Genomic DNA, 15,158 nt, shown 5'->3' with positions numbered 1-15,158 from the left:
AGACTGAGGCGGACAAGAACAATCCGTCGTACTGCCGTGAAGCCTGGCCAGTCACGCGGATGAATGGGACCTGCTGGCCTCGGCAAGGACCTCGGCAAACCGGTGAATGCCGATGAGCCCTTGCTCATCAGGGACACCCCAGTCGACGTTCACGCTGCTCTGGCCACCAGCGTGCCGGTGCTCGCTGTCGCTTCCGGTCGCGGCACCACCGAGGACCTGTGCAACGCCAGCACCACCGTGGTGCTGCCGACCTCACCGCGGTCCTCGCTCATCTCCCACCGGGACTGCGCATCTAGCTCACCGCAGGTCCGCCGCTGTGCGCGTTGCGCAACGACCGGATCAGCGCATCCCGGACACGTTGCGCAGCCCCTGCTCGGCCGTTGAGCGACGTCTCCTGCCTTCCCGCGCAAGTCCTTCACTGACGGTTGTACGTGTCCGCTGCCAGCCCAATGCCCACCCCGAACTGTGGCCGCAACGGCGATCGGTCGGCTCGCTGCCGCTTCGGTCCCGTGACCTGCGACGGTGAGTACCGCCGACAACTCACCGCCTTCAACACCGCCACTCACCAGGGGAATTGTCGCTGAACCGTGATCTCAGACCCCCCAAATCGGTGAGCGAATCGGTGAGTGCCACCGGGCTTCATGGATGACGTCACCTGTGTCTACCCTGCCCGGGAGCCCGCCCATGACCGCCCCAGCTCTTCAGCGCCAACCGCCTGCGAAGGCAGCAGCCGACTCGCCTCCTCTGCACACGCCGCGTCCATCCCTGCGCACTCTCCGGACCACCCGCCGTGGGGTGTCGATGGCCCGCATCGGCGTCTGGGCGGCGCTCGCCACCGGTCCTCTCGCACTGGCCGCCCACTGCGCAACGCCACCGGGAGCGCAAGTGCTTGCGCAGAGCCGGCCAGCCGCATCGGCGCCGGTGCGCACTGCTGACCCGGCCGGTGTCGCAGAGCTGTTCACCGACCTATGGCTGCGCAGCGACAGCGCCGATGTACAGAGCAGCACTGTGCAAGCCGTCCGCGCTCTCGCGCCGGATGTGGCGCTGCCGCAGCGGTCAGGGAAGGCCGCTGCGCAAGCGCTCCAGCGGACCGTCGCGGTGCGCAGCTGGGCGCTGGCCGACAGTTCGTGGTCGGTGGTCGTCGCCGCCCAGTACACGAACCACTCCCCCACCAGGGGCAATCAGCCGACTGGCAGCTCGGTCCGGTACTTCGCCGTGCCAGTCCTGTCCATCCCAGGAGCGGCCGGGACGGGCTCCTTCACGGTGACCGCGCCGCCGGCAGAGGTCGCCGGACCTGTGCTGGCCCCGGTCGCGGAGCGGAAGCTGACACGGGCGTTGCCGACGGACGGCGCGCTGGCGGGCACACTGCAGGAGTTCTTCGCCGCCTACCTGACCGGCGTCGGCGAGGTCGACCGGTACCTGTCGCCGGGAACGAAGCTGTCCGCGGTGAACGGCACGGGCTACCGCTCCGTTGTCGTCGACCATGTCGCCGCCGACCGCGACGTCGCCGACGGAGCCGTGCCGCGCGACGGCACGCGGCTCCAGGTCCGGGCCGGCGTCACCGCGACCGACGGCGCCAGTGACCAGTGGCCACTGAGCTACGCCCTCGCGCTGACCGCTCGGGACGGCCGATGGGAGATCACCGCCGTCCAGGCCGGCACCCCCACCGGCACGACGAAGGCCTCCCCCGGTCTCAAGGAGTCGTCCGGGGGTGGTTCGCAATGAACCCAACACGAATCCAGCTGGCCGGCCAGTTCGCCGACGTCGGCAACTCTCTGCTCGGCACGGCTCGGGACTGGGCGGAGATGGCCCTGCCGACGGTGCTGCTGCTCATCGTGGTGGTCACCGCCGCACGGAAGTTCTCCGTGCGAGCCGCGATCGGTGCGCTGATCGGGCTGGCGCTGTGCATGGGCATCTACCACTCCCGGGACGCTCTCTCGGACGCGTTCACCGACGAGATCAACAACCCCTCCAAGGGCGCCGGAACCATCGTGCGGCAGGTCACCGACCAGCCCGCTCCGCCGCCCTACCGGCAGCCCGGCGAGGCGCTGGAGCGTGTGCTGTGAGCGCCGGGACAGAGCGGGCCCAGGTCGCTCGCGTCTACACCTCGGCTCGCCGGCACCCGTGGGTGCTGGGCAAGCTCGGCGACTTCACGCTGCCGTTCGGCCCCTACACCCCGGCCCAGCTGGTGGTCATGGTCGTCGGCGCGCTGGGGCTGATCAAGACGTTTGCGTGGTGGTCATGGCTGGGTCCGCTGCCGGTGGTGCTGTGGGGGGCCGCGGTGTGGGCGGTGCGTGGCGCGAAGATCGGTGGCCGGTCTCCATTCGCCGCCGCGGCGGGCTGGCTGACGCTGGCGCTGCGGCATCCGGCCGGACGGATCGGCGGCCGCGCCGCCCGTGACCGCCTCCCGAGCCGCCTGACGGGCGCGTTCGTCATCGAGGCCGCCCTGACGCCAGGCGGCTTCTCGTCCAGCCGCACGACGCGGACCTCTCGCCGCCGCGGCGACAGGGCGAACCAACTGGCCAGTCCGGTGCGACCGGCCACTGGCCTGGACCGGCTGTTGCAGCAGACCAGCACCGTGGGGGGTGTGTGATGAGGCTTCCGTTCCGGCACATCGCCGGGCATCTGGTGTGGTCGACGTCCGGCACGGTGTGGGCGGTCTGGCGGGTGGCGCCGATGGGCGGCCGCTACGTCCCCGCGCGGGTTCGGGATGAACTGCTGGGGCGCGTGACCGGTCTAGTGCGGTCCCTCGCCGGTGCGCCGCGGCTGTTCGGCCTGGCGGCTCGGGTGGACCCGGGTGAGATCGCCGAACAGATGGTCACCGGGCTGGACTGGCAGCGCCTGCCGGCATGGCGCGAAGTCGCGGCCGCTTCGCTGGAGCTGCTGGCCAGTCAGGAGATCCACCGACGCACCCTGTGGCTGGCGGTGCCGCTGACCGCACCGGGAGGGCGGTACGAGCTGTCGGCCACGCTCGGTTCGATGTGGTCGGAACTCGCGGCCGCCACCGGCCTGCCTCCCGCACCGGTCCCGGAGGCGGAGGTCACTGACTTCACCGAGCGTGCGCAGCGCGTGCAGGCGGCCCTCGGCGGTGGTCTCGCGCTGCGGCCAGCGTCCCCGGCGGAGATCGTGTGGATGGTCCAGCACGCACTGCACCGCGGCCTGGACGAGCCGCTCCTCGCGGACGCCGAGGCGTCGGTGCTGTACGGCGGGGCTGTGCGTGACGGGCGGCTGCGATCCCCGTCCTACGCCGATCTCGGGCAGGTCCGGCTTGCCGAAGGCGGCCGCCCCTCCCCCAGCGACGCCAAGCGTTCGGGTACCGGCGAGGACCAGACGATCACGAGCAACAAGCGCCGCCCCCGCGATGAAGGCCGTCCGTGGTGGAGGCGCGATGAGGCTGCCTCGCCGCTGCTACGGCGCTGGCTGCAGGTCCAGTGCGAGGCGGGCACCGCCTACCAGGCGCACCTGGCGCTGGCCGAGCTGCCGCCCGCCCGGGCCGTGGACACCTCGGACGTGCTGGCCCAGCTGGAGGGCCTGGACTTCCCCGTCGACTTCACGGTCGACCTGCAGATCGTGCCCGCGGACCGGGCAAAGCAGCAGGTGCAGCGCAAGAAGCGGGAACTGCTGGACCAGGCCGAGCAGTACGGCGCTCAGCCGACCGGCATGCCGCACTCGCTTCCGCATGCCGCCGGTGACCTGGCGGAGGTAGACGCCCGGCTGTCTCGCAGCAGTGTAGAGGTCGAAGTCCAGTCGGTGACTGTGCTGACCGTGTGGGGCGAGGACCCCGTGCTGTGCGATGCCCGGGCGCGGGCGCTGGCCGCGGTGCTGTCGGGGGCGGACTACCGGGCGATCCGCCCGCACGGCATGCAGGAGCACCTGTTCGCTCTTGGTCTGCCCGGTGCGGTGCGGCCGCCGGTGGTGCGGGAGTTCACCCAGCACCAGCTCTCCCAGGACTGGGCTGCGTCGGGTGCCTTCACCTCCATGTCTGTGGGTGACCCCACGGGTCTGATGCTCGGGGTGGATCTGGACTGCGGCACCATCCGCCCGGTCCTGCTGAACATCGCCGACGCCCCGCAGCGCAACGCGTCCGCGTCGGTCGGGATCGTCGGTGACCTCGGGGCCGGCAAGAGCGTCGTGGAGAAGCTGCTGACCTGCTCGGTGGTGGATCGTGGCGGGCGGGCGATCGTCATCGACCGCACCCCGGTCAAGGAGTGGGCCGGCTTCGGCCGCTCCGCTGCCGGGGACCGCTGCCAGGTCATCGACGCCGCGAAGGCCGAGCTGTCGATCGACCCACTGCGGGTGTTCGGAGGCCGGACCGGCGCCCACTACGCCCTGTCCTACCTGACGCTGCAGCTCGGGGTCGGGCCGATGAGCGCGGCCGGCGCCGTGTTGCATCACGCCGTCGAGCACGCGGCCGCGGCACCGGAGCCGTCCATGGCCCACGTCCTGGGGGCGTTGACCGCGCTTGCCGCCGACGACCGGGTGCCCGGCACCCGCCGGGACGCGGCCGCGACCATGGCCGACCTGGTCAGCATCGTCGCCGCGAACCCTCTCGCCGCGATGGTGTTCGACCCCGATCTTCCGCCGGTCTCCCTCGAGGGCGACCTCGGCGCCGACATGGTGGTGGTGACCACCGCCGGGCTCACGCTGCCGCCGAAGGAGGCCTTCGGGAACATCGACGTGCTGCGGCAGCAGCCGCTGGAGGCCCTGATCGGCCGGGCGGTGCTGTATCTGATCGCAGCGCTGGCCCGGCAGGCCGCGTTCACCGACCCGGGCCGGTTCTGCGCGATGGCACTGGACGAGTGCTACTGGCTCACCTCGAGCACGGAAGGCTCCGCGCTGGTCTCCGAGATCCTCCACGACGGGCGCAAGCACGCCGCAGGCGTTGTCCTCGGCGCCCACGACGTCGACGAACTCGGCCCGGATGCGGGTCTGCTGGCGTACAAGCTGCTGGCCCGCACCAGCGACCACGCCCGCGCCGCCAAAGGCCTGGCGTTCCTCGGCCTGGACGGCGAGTCCGAGGACCTGGTGCGACTGGTGAGCACTGGGCTGTCGCCGGTCGGGCAAGCCGGCCGGGAAGGCGAGATGCTGCTGCGCGACCCGCGCATGCAGGTCGGCCGCATCAAGGTCCACGTGCCGCCGGTGCCGCGGATCGAACAGGCCATCTTCACCACCCCCGGCGCGGACCTCGCCCCGGCGGCCGCCGGGAACTCACGGTGAACCGCTGCAGCCGGGGACGGCTGTTCTTGGTGGCGGCGACGGTGTCGGTCCTCACCGCGTGCATCGTCGCAGCCTGGGCGCTCCCCCGTCCTACGGCGGCTGCAGTCCCTGACTCTGCCTCGGTGGGGCAGACCAGCACGGTGACTGCCTCAGCTCAGAGCGACCGTGGCGGTCCGTGCGATCTGATCGCTGGTCCGGCCCGAGCGTACTGCGAACCACGGCCCGGTGCGCAGGTCGTCAGTGCTGAGAGCACGTCGGCCCAGGGGTTGTGGCTGGTGGGGTTCTCCACCGCGGCGATCGCCGCAGCCGTCGGTCTCGCGATGGGGGCCGGACGTCGCAGGGGGCAGCGATGAGGCGTTTCGACCGCGGCACCCTTCGCTGTGCGGGCTTCGTGGCCCTGCTCGTGGTGGTGTTCTTGACGGTGAACACGTCCGTCGCGGCGGCCGCCGACCATGCAGCCTCCGCCGGCGGGGGACTGTTGGCCCCGCTGGACGTCACCACGTCCGAGGGCGCTCCCCTGAGCGGGTATGAGCTGCGGGCCGACGGTGGCGACATCACCGACGTCACTCGCCAGTTCCAGACTCTCGTCTTGGGAGGGCTGTTCTCTCTGGTGCGGATGTTGGTCGGGCTGGCGTGCTGGCTGATCGGGTTCGCGTTCGAGTTCCCGCTGCTGACCGCGATGCTCCGCCCCGCGCAGGCCGTCTCCGACGCCTACGCCACCCACGTGGTCGGTGCGATCGGCCTGGAAGGGGTCCTGCTGGCGTGGGCGTTCGTGTTCGGGCTGATCCTGGTCGCCCGCGGCAGGGTCGGACGCGGCCTGGGCGAGATCCTCCTGACCCTGGTGATCGCGGCACTGGCCGCGTCAGTCTTCGTCCGGCCCGACTATCTCCTCGCCAAGGAGGGGCCGCTGGACCAGACCCACCAGGCCGCCCTCGAACTCGCGGCGATCACCAGCAACTCCTACTTCGGTAACACCCCCACCAGCGGTCCGGCCAGTCCGGCCTGCGACCGTGTGGACCGCCCCGCACCGGCCACCTGCACCGGGGCGACCGCGCTCGGCGGGGCCGACGTGGCGAAGTTCGTGCAGGACGCCCTGACCAACGCACTGGTCGTCAAGCCGTTCCAGTTGCTGCAGTACGGACGGCTGCTGGACGACGGCAAGCCGGAGAACCGTGCCGCCTACGCCGCGCACCTGAAGATGATCAAAAGCACGGACGCGGACCAGCACGGCGACACCAGCACATGCGACAGCATCCCGGGGCCGGCCAAGGACTACTGCAACGACACCGCCACCTCACCGCTGGACCAGAGCCCCCAGGACGCGAAGTTCAGCGCCCTGCTGGACGAACTGCAGGACGCCGGCGACGTCGGCAAGCAGGCCGCCGACTACGCCCGCGCGCCGTCGTGGGACAGGATCGGCGGGGTCCTGCTGCTGGGCATCGCCGCCGTGGTCGTCACGGCCATGGCCGTCTCACTCGCCCTGATCCTGCTGAGCTCCCAAGCCGCCGACGTCGCGGCGGCCGCGGTCGGCGGGATCACGTTCATCTGGGGCATGCTGCCCGGCCCGTCCCGCATGGCCGTATGGCGGTGGCTCGGCACCTTCCTGGCCTCGGTGATGGTCATGTTCACCACCGCCATGGCCATCCCGATGTTCGGGATCGGCATCGATGCGCTCCTCACCTCCACCGGCGGCGACCTCATGGTGGAACGCCTGCTGCTGCTGGACGCCTTCGCGATCGCAGCTTTGGCATTCCACCGGCGCCTGATGGCCGCCACCGCGCAGTTCGGGCAGCGCCTCGCGCTGCGGATGCGGTACGCCAAGGTCGGTGGCACCCACCTGCCCGGCGACAACAGCGAGCTCGGCGCCGCGATCGGCGCCCACCTGTCCGGCTCCGGTGGGGGCGGGCTCGGCCTGGGTCTGGGCGGGTTCTCCGCAGCGCACGGCTCGCTGCTGCTCCGGCAGCGGTTCCTGTCCAACGCCCTGGCGATGACCGACGGCACCGGAATGCCAGCCGACACCGGCCGGCTGGCCACCGACGCCCTGGCCGAAGCCCGCCGCGGCCTTGCCCCGCTGGGCATGGCCATCACCTCCGCCACCCTCGGAGTACGCGGGATGCGCGGGGCGTTGCGCGGTGCCTACGCCACGCTGGTCGGTCAGCGCCCGGACGACGAGACGCTGGAGCGGATGCGGCGTCCCGTCGGTCCCGGTGAGCAGGACGGCGAGGGCAACACGGTCACCCAGGGCGAGGCCCTGGTCGTCGACCGCAACGGGGTGCTGCTCCACGACCCGGACACCCAGCGGACGTTGCTGAGCACCCGCTTCCACAACCGGGCCGTGCGGTTCCGCGGGTACCGCATCGCCCGGCACACGGCACGGTTCGCCTACGGATCCACGCTCGGCCTGCCCCGCCGGGCTGCGGCCGGCCGGCAGCACATCACCGACTTCACCGAGGATGCCTGGCACCAGCTGCAGGTCACCCGGGGACGTGTCCAGGACGATACCCACGCCTGGGGCCAGGCTCGGCGCGGCATCCAGCGAGGCACCGCCCACGTCGGTCAGCGCCTGGCGACCGCGATCGACGTCCACGACCCGGCGATGCGCACCCGCGCGTTCGTCCGCGACACGGCCGTGGGCGGCTGGTTGTTCGGCGCTCGCAGCGACGGCCGCAGCGCGGACCCGGCAGCTGGTGCCTCGCTGCCGGAGACCGGTCCGAACGTCGACCGGCGGCGGGTGTTCGACGCGCTGATGGAGGCGCAGCGCACTGACTGGCAGTGGGACCGCGATCACGGCGGTGAGTCGTGAAGGCGGTACGCCGGGGGGTCTGGCTGGTCGTGCTGATGGTGGCGGCCGCGGTGTGCTGCGCGGGCCCGCTCGGGGCGATCGTTGCCGCAGGGATCAGCCAGACCGCGGTCAGCAGTGGTCTGGCGGCCGTAACGGGGATACCGGCCCGGATGCTGACCGCTATCGCCCACGGCGCCCAGGCGGTGCACGAGACGTCGCCAGGGTGCCGGGGGATGCGGTGGCAGGTCCTGGCCGGCATCGCCGCCATCGAGTCGAACAACGCCGCCGGGCACACGATCGGCCCGGGCGGTGACATCACCCCGCGCATCCTCGGGCCGCGCCTGGACGGCTCCGGCGCAGGCGGGAACACCGCAGCGATCCGGGACACCGATGACGGCCGCTGGGACGGCGACCGGCAATACGACCGCGCCGTGGGGCCGTTCCAGTTCCTGCCCGCCACTTTCGCCACGATCGGGCGGGACGCGAACGGTGACGGCCGCATCGACCCGCACAACGCCGACGATGCTGCTCTCGCCGCCGCAACGTACCTGTGCGGGGACGGGCGCGACCTCACCGACGAGGACCAGCTGCGGGCCGCGGTGTTCTCCTACAACCACTCCACCGCCTATGTCACCGACGTCCTCAACGCGATCCACCGCTACGACACGACCGGCACGACCGGTGGGGGCGCCGCCGCAACCGGTGATGCCCGGACCGTGATCGCCGCCGCGCTGGCCCAGCAGGGTGTGGCGTATTCGTGGGGCGGCGGCAACGCGGCCGGGCCCGCCCCCGGGATCTGCTGCTCCCCCGGCCAGCATCAGGACGGCCGCCAGGTCGTCGGCTTCGACTGCTCGGGTCTGACCCTGTACGCCTACGCGCAGGTCGGCGTGAGCCTCCCTCGCCTCGCGCAGGACCAGGCCTCGGTCGGCCGCCGCATCCCCGCCGCCGCCGGATACGAAGCGCTTCGGCCCGGCGACCTGGTCTTCTACGGCCCCAATCCCAGCAGCAATGCCGGGATCCACCACGTCGGGATCTACCTCGGCAACGGACAGATGGTCAACGCCCCCAAGCCCGGCACCAGCGTGCGGATCGACCCTCTGACTGCCCTGCCCGACTACGCCGGAGGAGTACGAATCGTATGAACACCCGCCAGTCATCCAGGCTTTCCGGACCCGCGCTGACCGCCATCGCCGCCGTGCTGGCCATCACCGGTGCCGGACTGCTGGCCGTCTCCGCATCAGGGGGCCCAGGCCACCGCGCGGCAGCTGCCCGGACGGCGGCTGCGGAGCCGTCGGCCAATTCCCAGTGCCCTGCGGTGTCGACGTTGGCAGCACCCGCCGCGCGTCCTTCGAGGTCGCCGCGTTCTGGACATGTCACGGCGACCAAACCGCCCGCCGTCAGGACCGGAGCGCCCGCCACCGGCGGCGCGCATCCGCCACCCGGCGCCGGACCGGAGGCTGACCCGCTCGTGCAGGACGCCATGAACCGGTCGGCGGCCGGGGACTTGGCTCCGGCCACGGGCCGGCACCTGGTCGCCCTGGCGAAGGCGGTATGGGCCGCGGACATCACCGGCGCCGGTCGTGACCGATGGCCGGGCTACTTCACCGATCCCGCGCCGTCGGCTGTCTACACCCGGTTCCGGATCCAGGCCGCCGTCGCCGACCGTGACCCCGATCGCCCCGAGGGCGTGGTGGTGCGGCTGGTGTGGGCGGGTGCTGACCCGGCCGGGACATTCCTGGACGGCCGCACGGCGACCATCCGTCTGATCAAGAAGGGAGAGTCATGGAGTCCCGTACGGTGATCCTCGCCGACAGCCCGCTGTGGAGCGGCACCACCGATCTCTTGCTCTGGGCTTGGCACGTGCTGGTGTGGGTGCTGGCGAACGCGATGTGGCTGAGCATGCTCGCCGCGTTCAGCTGGATCGCGTGGGATGTCGCGCGGCGCTACTTGGCCACGCGCGCGCTCAAGGACCGCGCCTACGTCGAGCTGGTGCCGGGCGGGCAGTTCGAGACGTCCGAGGAAGAGATCCTGCGGTTCGGTGCCCAGCTGATCCGGGCCGCGTCCGCAGGCAAGTGGTGGGTGCCCCGCGACGCCCGCACGGTGCGGATCCGGCTACGCGCCGACGGCACCCGGCCGCTGACGTACCGGGTGGAGGCGCCTGTATCGGCCGCGCATCTGCTGCAGCAGACCCCTTACGCGCGGGTCCGTAGCGAGCCCGCGCGGCCGATCGCCTACAAGAAACGCACGCACACCGTGCGGGCGGTGTTCGCCCCGCACGGCACGGCCGCCTCCCGGCTGCGGGAGGTTCCCCTCGAGCCGGACCCGCTGCAGCCACTGATCGACGCCGTCGCCGACCTTCGTGCCGACCTCGGCGACCTCGCCGAGGTCTGCCTGGACATCTCCCCCGCATCCAAGTGGCATCTGAAGAGTCGCCGGCAGCAGGTCGTCCATGCCTCCCGGCAGCGCGCCCGCAGGGAAGCGCGCCGCGAGGCGCAGTGGATGGCGCAGGACGCCGCGACGTTGGAGGACTCGTGGGGCTGGCAGCTCGCGCAGCTGCTGACGCCGCCGGATCAGCGCGCCAGCAGGCGGCGGCTGATGATGTCGCCGCGGCCGCCGCGGATCGACCGGGAGAAGGCGCTGGGCAAGCTGATGGAGGACACCGGCCTAGTCCGGGTGCAGCTGCTTGTGCGGTGCGCGTCGGATCAGATCGGGCGGGCTGAGCGGCGGCTGCGGCACATCGAAGCCGCGCTGGACGTGTACGCGGCGCGCACCAGGTTGTCGTCGGTGGGCTGGTCTTGGGGGCCGTTGCGGTTCGGGCCGGACCGGTGGCCGTGGCGGCCGAGGTTCGACGAGCGGTGGGCCAGCGGCCGCATCCACCCGCGCCGGGACTCCTGGGCGCGGATCGAGGAAGTCGCCGGGCTCCTCAAGCCCCCGACGATGCACGCCCGGCTGCCGCTGCTGGCCGGGGACATGCCCAGCTTCGAGCCGAAGAAGGACCTGCTGCCGCAGGGCTGGTACCGCGCCGCGGACGGCACCGAGCGGCTGCTGGCCACCCGGGAAGCCGACACCCTCTTCGAGGTGCAGGTCGGCAAGGCCGGCTGGGGCAAGACCACCCGCGCCCTGGTCCAGGCCGTCGCCGTCGCACACAACCGGGGCGGGCTCGCGTTCATCGACCCGCACCGCGACTCCTGGGCAACCGTCGCCCCGTACCTCGCCCACGGCACCATCATGAACCGGGCGTGGCTGTTCGATCTCACCGTCCGCAAGCCCACCGACCGGCTGGCCTGCTGGAACCCGCTCAGCATGACCTCGGGTGCGGCGCCGCACGAGGTGACGGCCGCTGTCGTCGACGCGTTCGCGACCTCGCTCGGGTGGGGGGACGCCAACGCGCCGCGTGCCATCACGATCCTGACCAAGGCCGTGGAGGCGCTGGTCGCCGTCAACGTCCAAGCGGTGGCGGCCGGGAAGGCGGACTGCCAGGCCACCATCTTCCAGCTCCGGGCCCTGCTCACCGACAAGATGTTCCGGGCCTTCGCGGTCAACCGGATCGACAAGGAGGCGCAGCGGTGGTGGGCCACCTCGTTCCCCGCGATCCCCGCCGATGCTCTGCCCACCATCCTCAACCCGATCGACCGGCTCGCCGCGTCCCCGGTCATCAAGGCCTTCCTCGGCTCCCCCACCGGCAGCTACGACATGCGGCACGCCATGGACCGTTCCAAGGTCGTGTGGATCTGCCCGGCCGGCACCGGCCCCACCGACCGCCTGCTCACCTCCATGATCGTCCGCGACATGCTCCGCGCCGGGTTGTCCCGACGTGATGTCCCGGAGCGGGACCGCAAGGCGTTCCGGCTGTATCTGGACGAGCTGATCTCCCTGGACGGGGCCGCCTCGAGTTCGCTGGCTGAGATCACCGAGCAGCTGCGGAAGTTCGGGGTGCGGATGCACGGCATGACGCAGCTGCTGCATCGCATCAGCCCAGACGTACGCACAGCCCTCCTGCAGAACGCGTCGTCGCTGTCGACCACGGCGGGCTCGGTCGAGGCCGTCCGGTACATCACCGACGAGTGGGGTGAGCAGGTCAGCCCAGCTGACGCGGCCGAGCTCGGCCGCTACCAGCACTTCGCGTCCTTCACCGTGGGCGGCAAGCGCGTCGGGCCGCTGCGGATTCGAGGCCCCGAGCTCAACGACGTGTTCCGGGACCTGTACCGACCCAGCAAGCGCGGCTCTCTACTCAAGGCCGCCCACGACAACACCGGCGCCAAGCCCCTGGCGGAGCTGACTGCTGTCGCCTCCACCCACGAAATCTCCGTCCTCAGCTTCCTCACCAACCAGGAACCCGGAAGCGGTCCCGCTACTGGAAGCCAGGGACCCGGTGAACCGAAGCCTGGCCCCTCCTCGGGGCCGACCGCCCTCACACCCACGCGGCAGGAGCTGTTCGCATGAGCACAGAAACCGAGGTCGACGCCTTCGCTACAACAGCGACCGGTGACGACGCCGAATCAGACAACCAGCCCAGCACGGAGGACTCCTACGCGCATCAGGTCCTCGCGCTGATGGCACAGCACCGGCTCGCTACGACCCCGCAGGTGCATCAGCTCATCGCTCCCGACCGCAGGCGCCAGATCACCTCCGTCGTTTTGAACGCGCTGCGCGAGGACAAGCTGCTCTCCTACACGGTCCTGCCGGCCAGCAACCGCACCAGGGCGTGGTACCTCACTCCTCTGGGAGCCCGCGTCGTCGCGACCTGGCCCGAGCTGCGCGGCCGCCCCGTTCAGGCGCCCTCCGGGGGAACCGATGCCGGTCTGCGGGCAGCCCACACGCTCACCGTGCTGCGAGCGCATCTGGCGTTTCTCACCGATGCCCGTGCGCGCGGCGATGAGTACGGACCGCTGGACTGGGTGCCTGAGGTCGCGCACCGGCTGCCGGACACCGGCGGTGAGGACCGGCTGATCGCCGACGCAGTCCTTCACTACACCGCCATCACCCCACGCAGGCTGCAGTTCCGTGCGTTCGTCGAGGTCGACCGGGCCACCATGAGCAGCGAGCGCCTGTCGAGAAAGCTGATCTCGTACGCGCGGTTCCACGAGTACGTGCCACAGCCGCCCGGGCGTCGGGGCACCGTCGCCGACCAGGACGCGATGCTTGCCTGGCAGCGCTTCTACCCGCGCTTCCCCCGCGTGCTGTTCGTCCTCACCGGCGCCGGGCCCGATGCCCTGCAACGGCGCATAAGCGACCTGCGGGCCATGGTCGCGGGGCACCCGCTGGTGGCCCAGCTGGCCGGGCATGTCCAGCTGGGTGCGGCAGTGCTGGAGGACCTCGAACAATACGGGGCATCCGGCCCGGTCTGGACGCCCCTCGCGGGCGACCAGACGCGGCGTTCCTGGATGGACCTGTAAGCGACATGGAGAAGCTGCGGAGCCGGCCGCCGCGGTTCGTGGCGCTGGACAACAGGGCCGTCGACGATGTGCGGCTGAGCGTGCTGGACGTCGGGCTGCTCGCGGTGGCGCTGCGCTGCCCGGACGGGGCTGATTTCACCGTCGCGACGCTGGCGCGGAAGCGCCGGCCGGGCCGTGAGGCGTTGACCAAGGCGATGCGGAACCTGGTGGTCTGTGGCTACATCGTGAAGCTGAAAATCGAGGACGCGCGCAGCGGGACGTGGCGGACGGAGTTCTCCGTTGCCGACCTGCCCTTCACCACCTACGACGTGAACGGCCTGCTCTCCGAGGTCTGTGATGCGCGGGCGGTCCGGGAGGAACCGGTGTGGCTCGACCCTCGCAGCGCCACGGCGCAGTCGCCGGGAGATCAAGGAGGGGACGGGCCGGCCGCTGGAGGGGGAGCCGAGTGACGGGTTTCCGGCGGTCGGTGAGCCGACTGTCGGAGGCCCGTCGGCTAGAGAACTGCTGAGCCTTTTCAGCGGGGCCACCGATCGGGTGACGGCCGGCTGGTTGGAGACCGGCGCGAAACGGACGAGGCTCCTCGGCGGTTGAGCGAGATGTCTGACGTCTCAGCTCTTCTGCCAGGGAGCCTCGTTGGTTACCTATCCTGCCGCACTGGACCTGCCTCACTCGCTGGTTGAGTGGGTGACGATGCTGATCGTCACCCGGGAGGGTGACCGCCGCTGCAAGCTCCGGCCTTCGCAGCGTGCCCTGGTCGCGCTGGTGTACCTGCGCAAGCACGACACTCTCGCGCAGATCGCGGCCGGCTTCCGGATCAGCGTGGGCACTGCCCACGCCTATGTGCACGCGGTCATCGACCTCCTGGCCCGCCGTGCGCCGGGCCTGACCCGCGCCCTGCGCGAGGCGGATACGGAGTATGTGCTGGTGGACGGCCCGCTCGCCGAGTGCGACCGTGTCGGCGACGGACGTGCCGACTATTCCGGCAAGCACCGCCGCCATGGCGTGAACCTGCAGGTCATCACAGACCCGCAGGGCGAGATCGTATGGATCTCCCGCGCTCTTCCGGGCCGCACTCACGACCTGACCGCGGCCCGAACCCATCACATCGTTGCCACCTGCGTCCGCCTCGGCATCCCCACCCTGGCCGACCTGGCCTACCTCGGTGCCGGCGGCACCTTCGCGACGCCAACCCGACGCCCACCCCGCAAGGAGCACACCGCCCGGCAAAGAGCGCTGAACCGCGCACACGCCCGGCTCCGGTATCCCGTCGAACGCGGCATGGCCACCCTCGAGCGCTGGCGCATCTTCCGTCACGCTCGCTGCAGCCCCAACCGCCTGTCGTCAGCAGCCAAAGCCATCCTCACCCTGGAGAGGCAACGCTGGAAAAGCTCACTGACTTGTAATGCGTGATGTCGTGGGGTGCTGACAGGTCGTGATCGTCGCGGTAGACCACGGTCATGAGGTATGCGCAGGGTGGCGGGTTGACTGCCGAGCGGCGGGCGTTGCGCGAGCATGCCCGTCACCGTGGCGGCGGCCGCTTAGCTGAGCCACCAACGGAGACAATTTGTGACACTATCAGGGCCCCCTGCCGCTGACATCGCGACAGGGGCCCTAGTGTCCTGAGTCGTTGATTCGCTGCGTAAGTTGGTGATGGTTCGGCATGATGGTCGGATGGCGAGGACGGGACGGCCGAAGGCTGAGCTGGTACTGAGCGACGATGAGCGCGAGACGTTGACCCGCTGGGCCAGGCGCCGGACGTCTTC

Annotated in this window: 11 protein-coding genes; all 11 read left to right on the top strand. The window is 71.1% G+C overall.

What is annotated here, in order from left to right:
• Positions 1 to 921: 921 nt before the first annotated feature.
• The 11 genes from ABZ479_RS37315 to ABZ479_RS37265 all read left to right on the top strand — a co-directional run bounded on the left by ABZ479_RS37315 (position 922) and on the right by ABZ479_RS37265 (position 14,805).
• Positions 922 to 1,725 carry a conjugal transfer protein gene (locus ABZ479_RS37315; RefSeq protein WP_500465708.1) on the top strand — a complete coding sequence of 268 codons (804 nt, stop codon included), beginning with the start codon at positions 922 to 924 and terminating at the stop codon, positions 1,723 to 1,725.
• Entirely contained in the window at positions 1,722 to 2,066 is a 345-nt protein-coding gene (locus ABZ479_RS37310; protein WP_500465707.1) for a hypothetical protein, read from the top strand. The genes ABZ479_RS37315 and ABZ479_RS37310 overlap by 4 nt, the downstream gene beginning before the upstream one ends.
• On the top strand, positions 2,063 to 2,593 hold the full coding sequence (locus ABZ479_RS37305; protein WP_500465706.1) for a hypothetical protein: 531 nt from the start codon (positions 2,063 to 2,065) through the stop codon (positions 2,591 to 2,593). The genes ABZ479_RS37310 and ABZ479_RS37305 overlap by 4 nt, the downstream gene beginning before the upstream one ends.
• Positions 2,593 to 5,217 carry an ATP-binding protein gene (locus ABZ479_RS37300; protein ID WP_500465705.1) on the top strand — a complete coding sequence of 875 codons (2,625 nt, stop codon included), beginning with the start codon at positions 2,593 to 2,595 and terminating at the stop codon, positions 5,215 to 5,217. Before ABZ479_RS37305 ends, ABZ479_RS37300 begins: the two co-directional genes overlap by 1 nt.
• Before the next feature lie 349 nt (positions 5,218 to 5,566).
• Positions 5,567 to 8,020 carry a hypothetical protein gene (locus ABZ479_RS37295; protein ID WP_500465704.1) on the top strand — a complete coding sequence of 818 codons (2,454 nt, stop codon included), beginning with the start codon at positions 5,567 to 5,569 and terminating at the stop codon, positions 8,018 to 8,020.
• The gene (locus ABZ479_RS37290; protein WP_500465703.1) at positions 8,017 to 9,141 is read left to right on the top strand and encodes a C40 family peptidase; all 1,125 of its coding nucleotides are present in this window, start codon (positions 8,017 to 8,019) and stop codon (positions 9,139 to 9,141) included. The genes ABZ479_RS37295 and ABZ479_RS37290 overlap by 4 nt, the downstream gene beginning before the upstream one ends.
• Positions 9,138 to 9,800, top strand: a complete 663-nt coding sequence (locus ABZ479_RS37285; RefSeq protein WP_500465702.1) for a hypothetical protein — start codon at positions 9,138 to 9,140, stop codon at positions 9,798 to 9,800. The genes ABZ479_RS37290 and ABZ479_RS37285 overlap by 4 nt, the downstream gene beginning before the upstream one ends.
• Complete coding sequence (locus tag ABZ479_RS37280; RefSeq protein ID WP_500465701.1) at positions 9,782 to 12,442, top strand: type IV secretory system conjugative DNA transfer family protein; 2,661 nt, start codon at positions 9,782 to 9,784, stop codon at positions 12,440 to 12,442. The genes ABZ479_RS37285 and ABZ479_RS37280 overlap by 19 nt, the downstream gene beginning before the upstream one ends.
• On the top strand, positions 12,439 to 13,395 hold the full coding sequence (locus ABZ479_RS37275; protein ID WP_500465700.1) for a replication-relaxation family protein: 957 nt from the start codon (positions 12,439 to 12,441) through the stop codon (positions 13,393 to 13,395). Before ABZ479_RS37280 ends, ABZ479_RS37275 begins: the two co-directional genes overlap by 4 nt.
• A gap of 5 nt (positions 13,396 to 13,400) precedes the next feature.
• Positions 13,401 to 13,844 (top strand): hypothetical protein, encoded by a 444-nt coding sequence (locus ABZ479_RS37270; protein WP_500465699.1) that lies wholly within the window; start codon positions 13,401 to 13,403, stop codon positions 13,842 to 13,844.
• A gap of 184 nt (positions 13,845 to 14,028) precedes the next feature.
• The gene (locus ABZ479_RS37265; RefSeq protein ID WP_500465698.1) at positions 14,029 to 14,805 is read left to right on the top strand and encodes a transposase family protein; all 777 of its coding nucleotides are present in this window, start codon (positions 14,029 to 14,031) and stop codon (positions 14,803 to 14,805) included.
• Positions 14,806 to 15,158 lie beyond the last annotated feature (353 nt).

The organism is Streptomyces sp. NPDC005722 (genome assembly GCF_040630935.1).
In the GTDB taxonomy this organism is placed as follows: Bacteria; Actinomycetota; Actinomycetes; order Streptomycetales; family Streptomycetaceae; genus Actinacidiphila.
The sequence above is the reverse complement of the archived record's forward strand: the minus strand, read 5'-3'. Positions and strand labels throughout refer to the sequence as shown.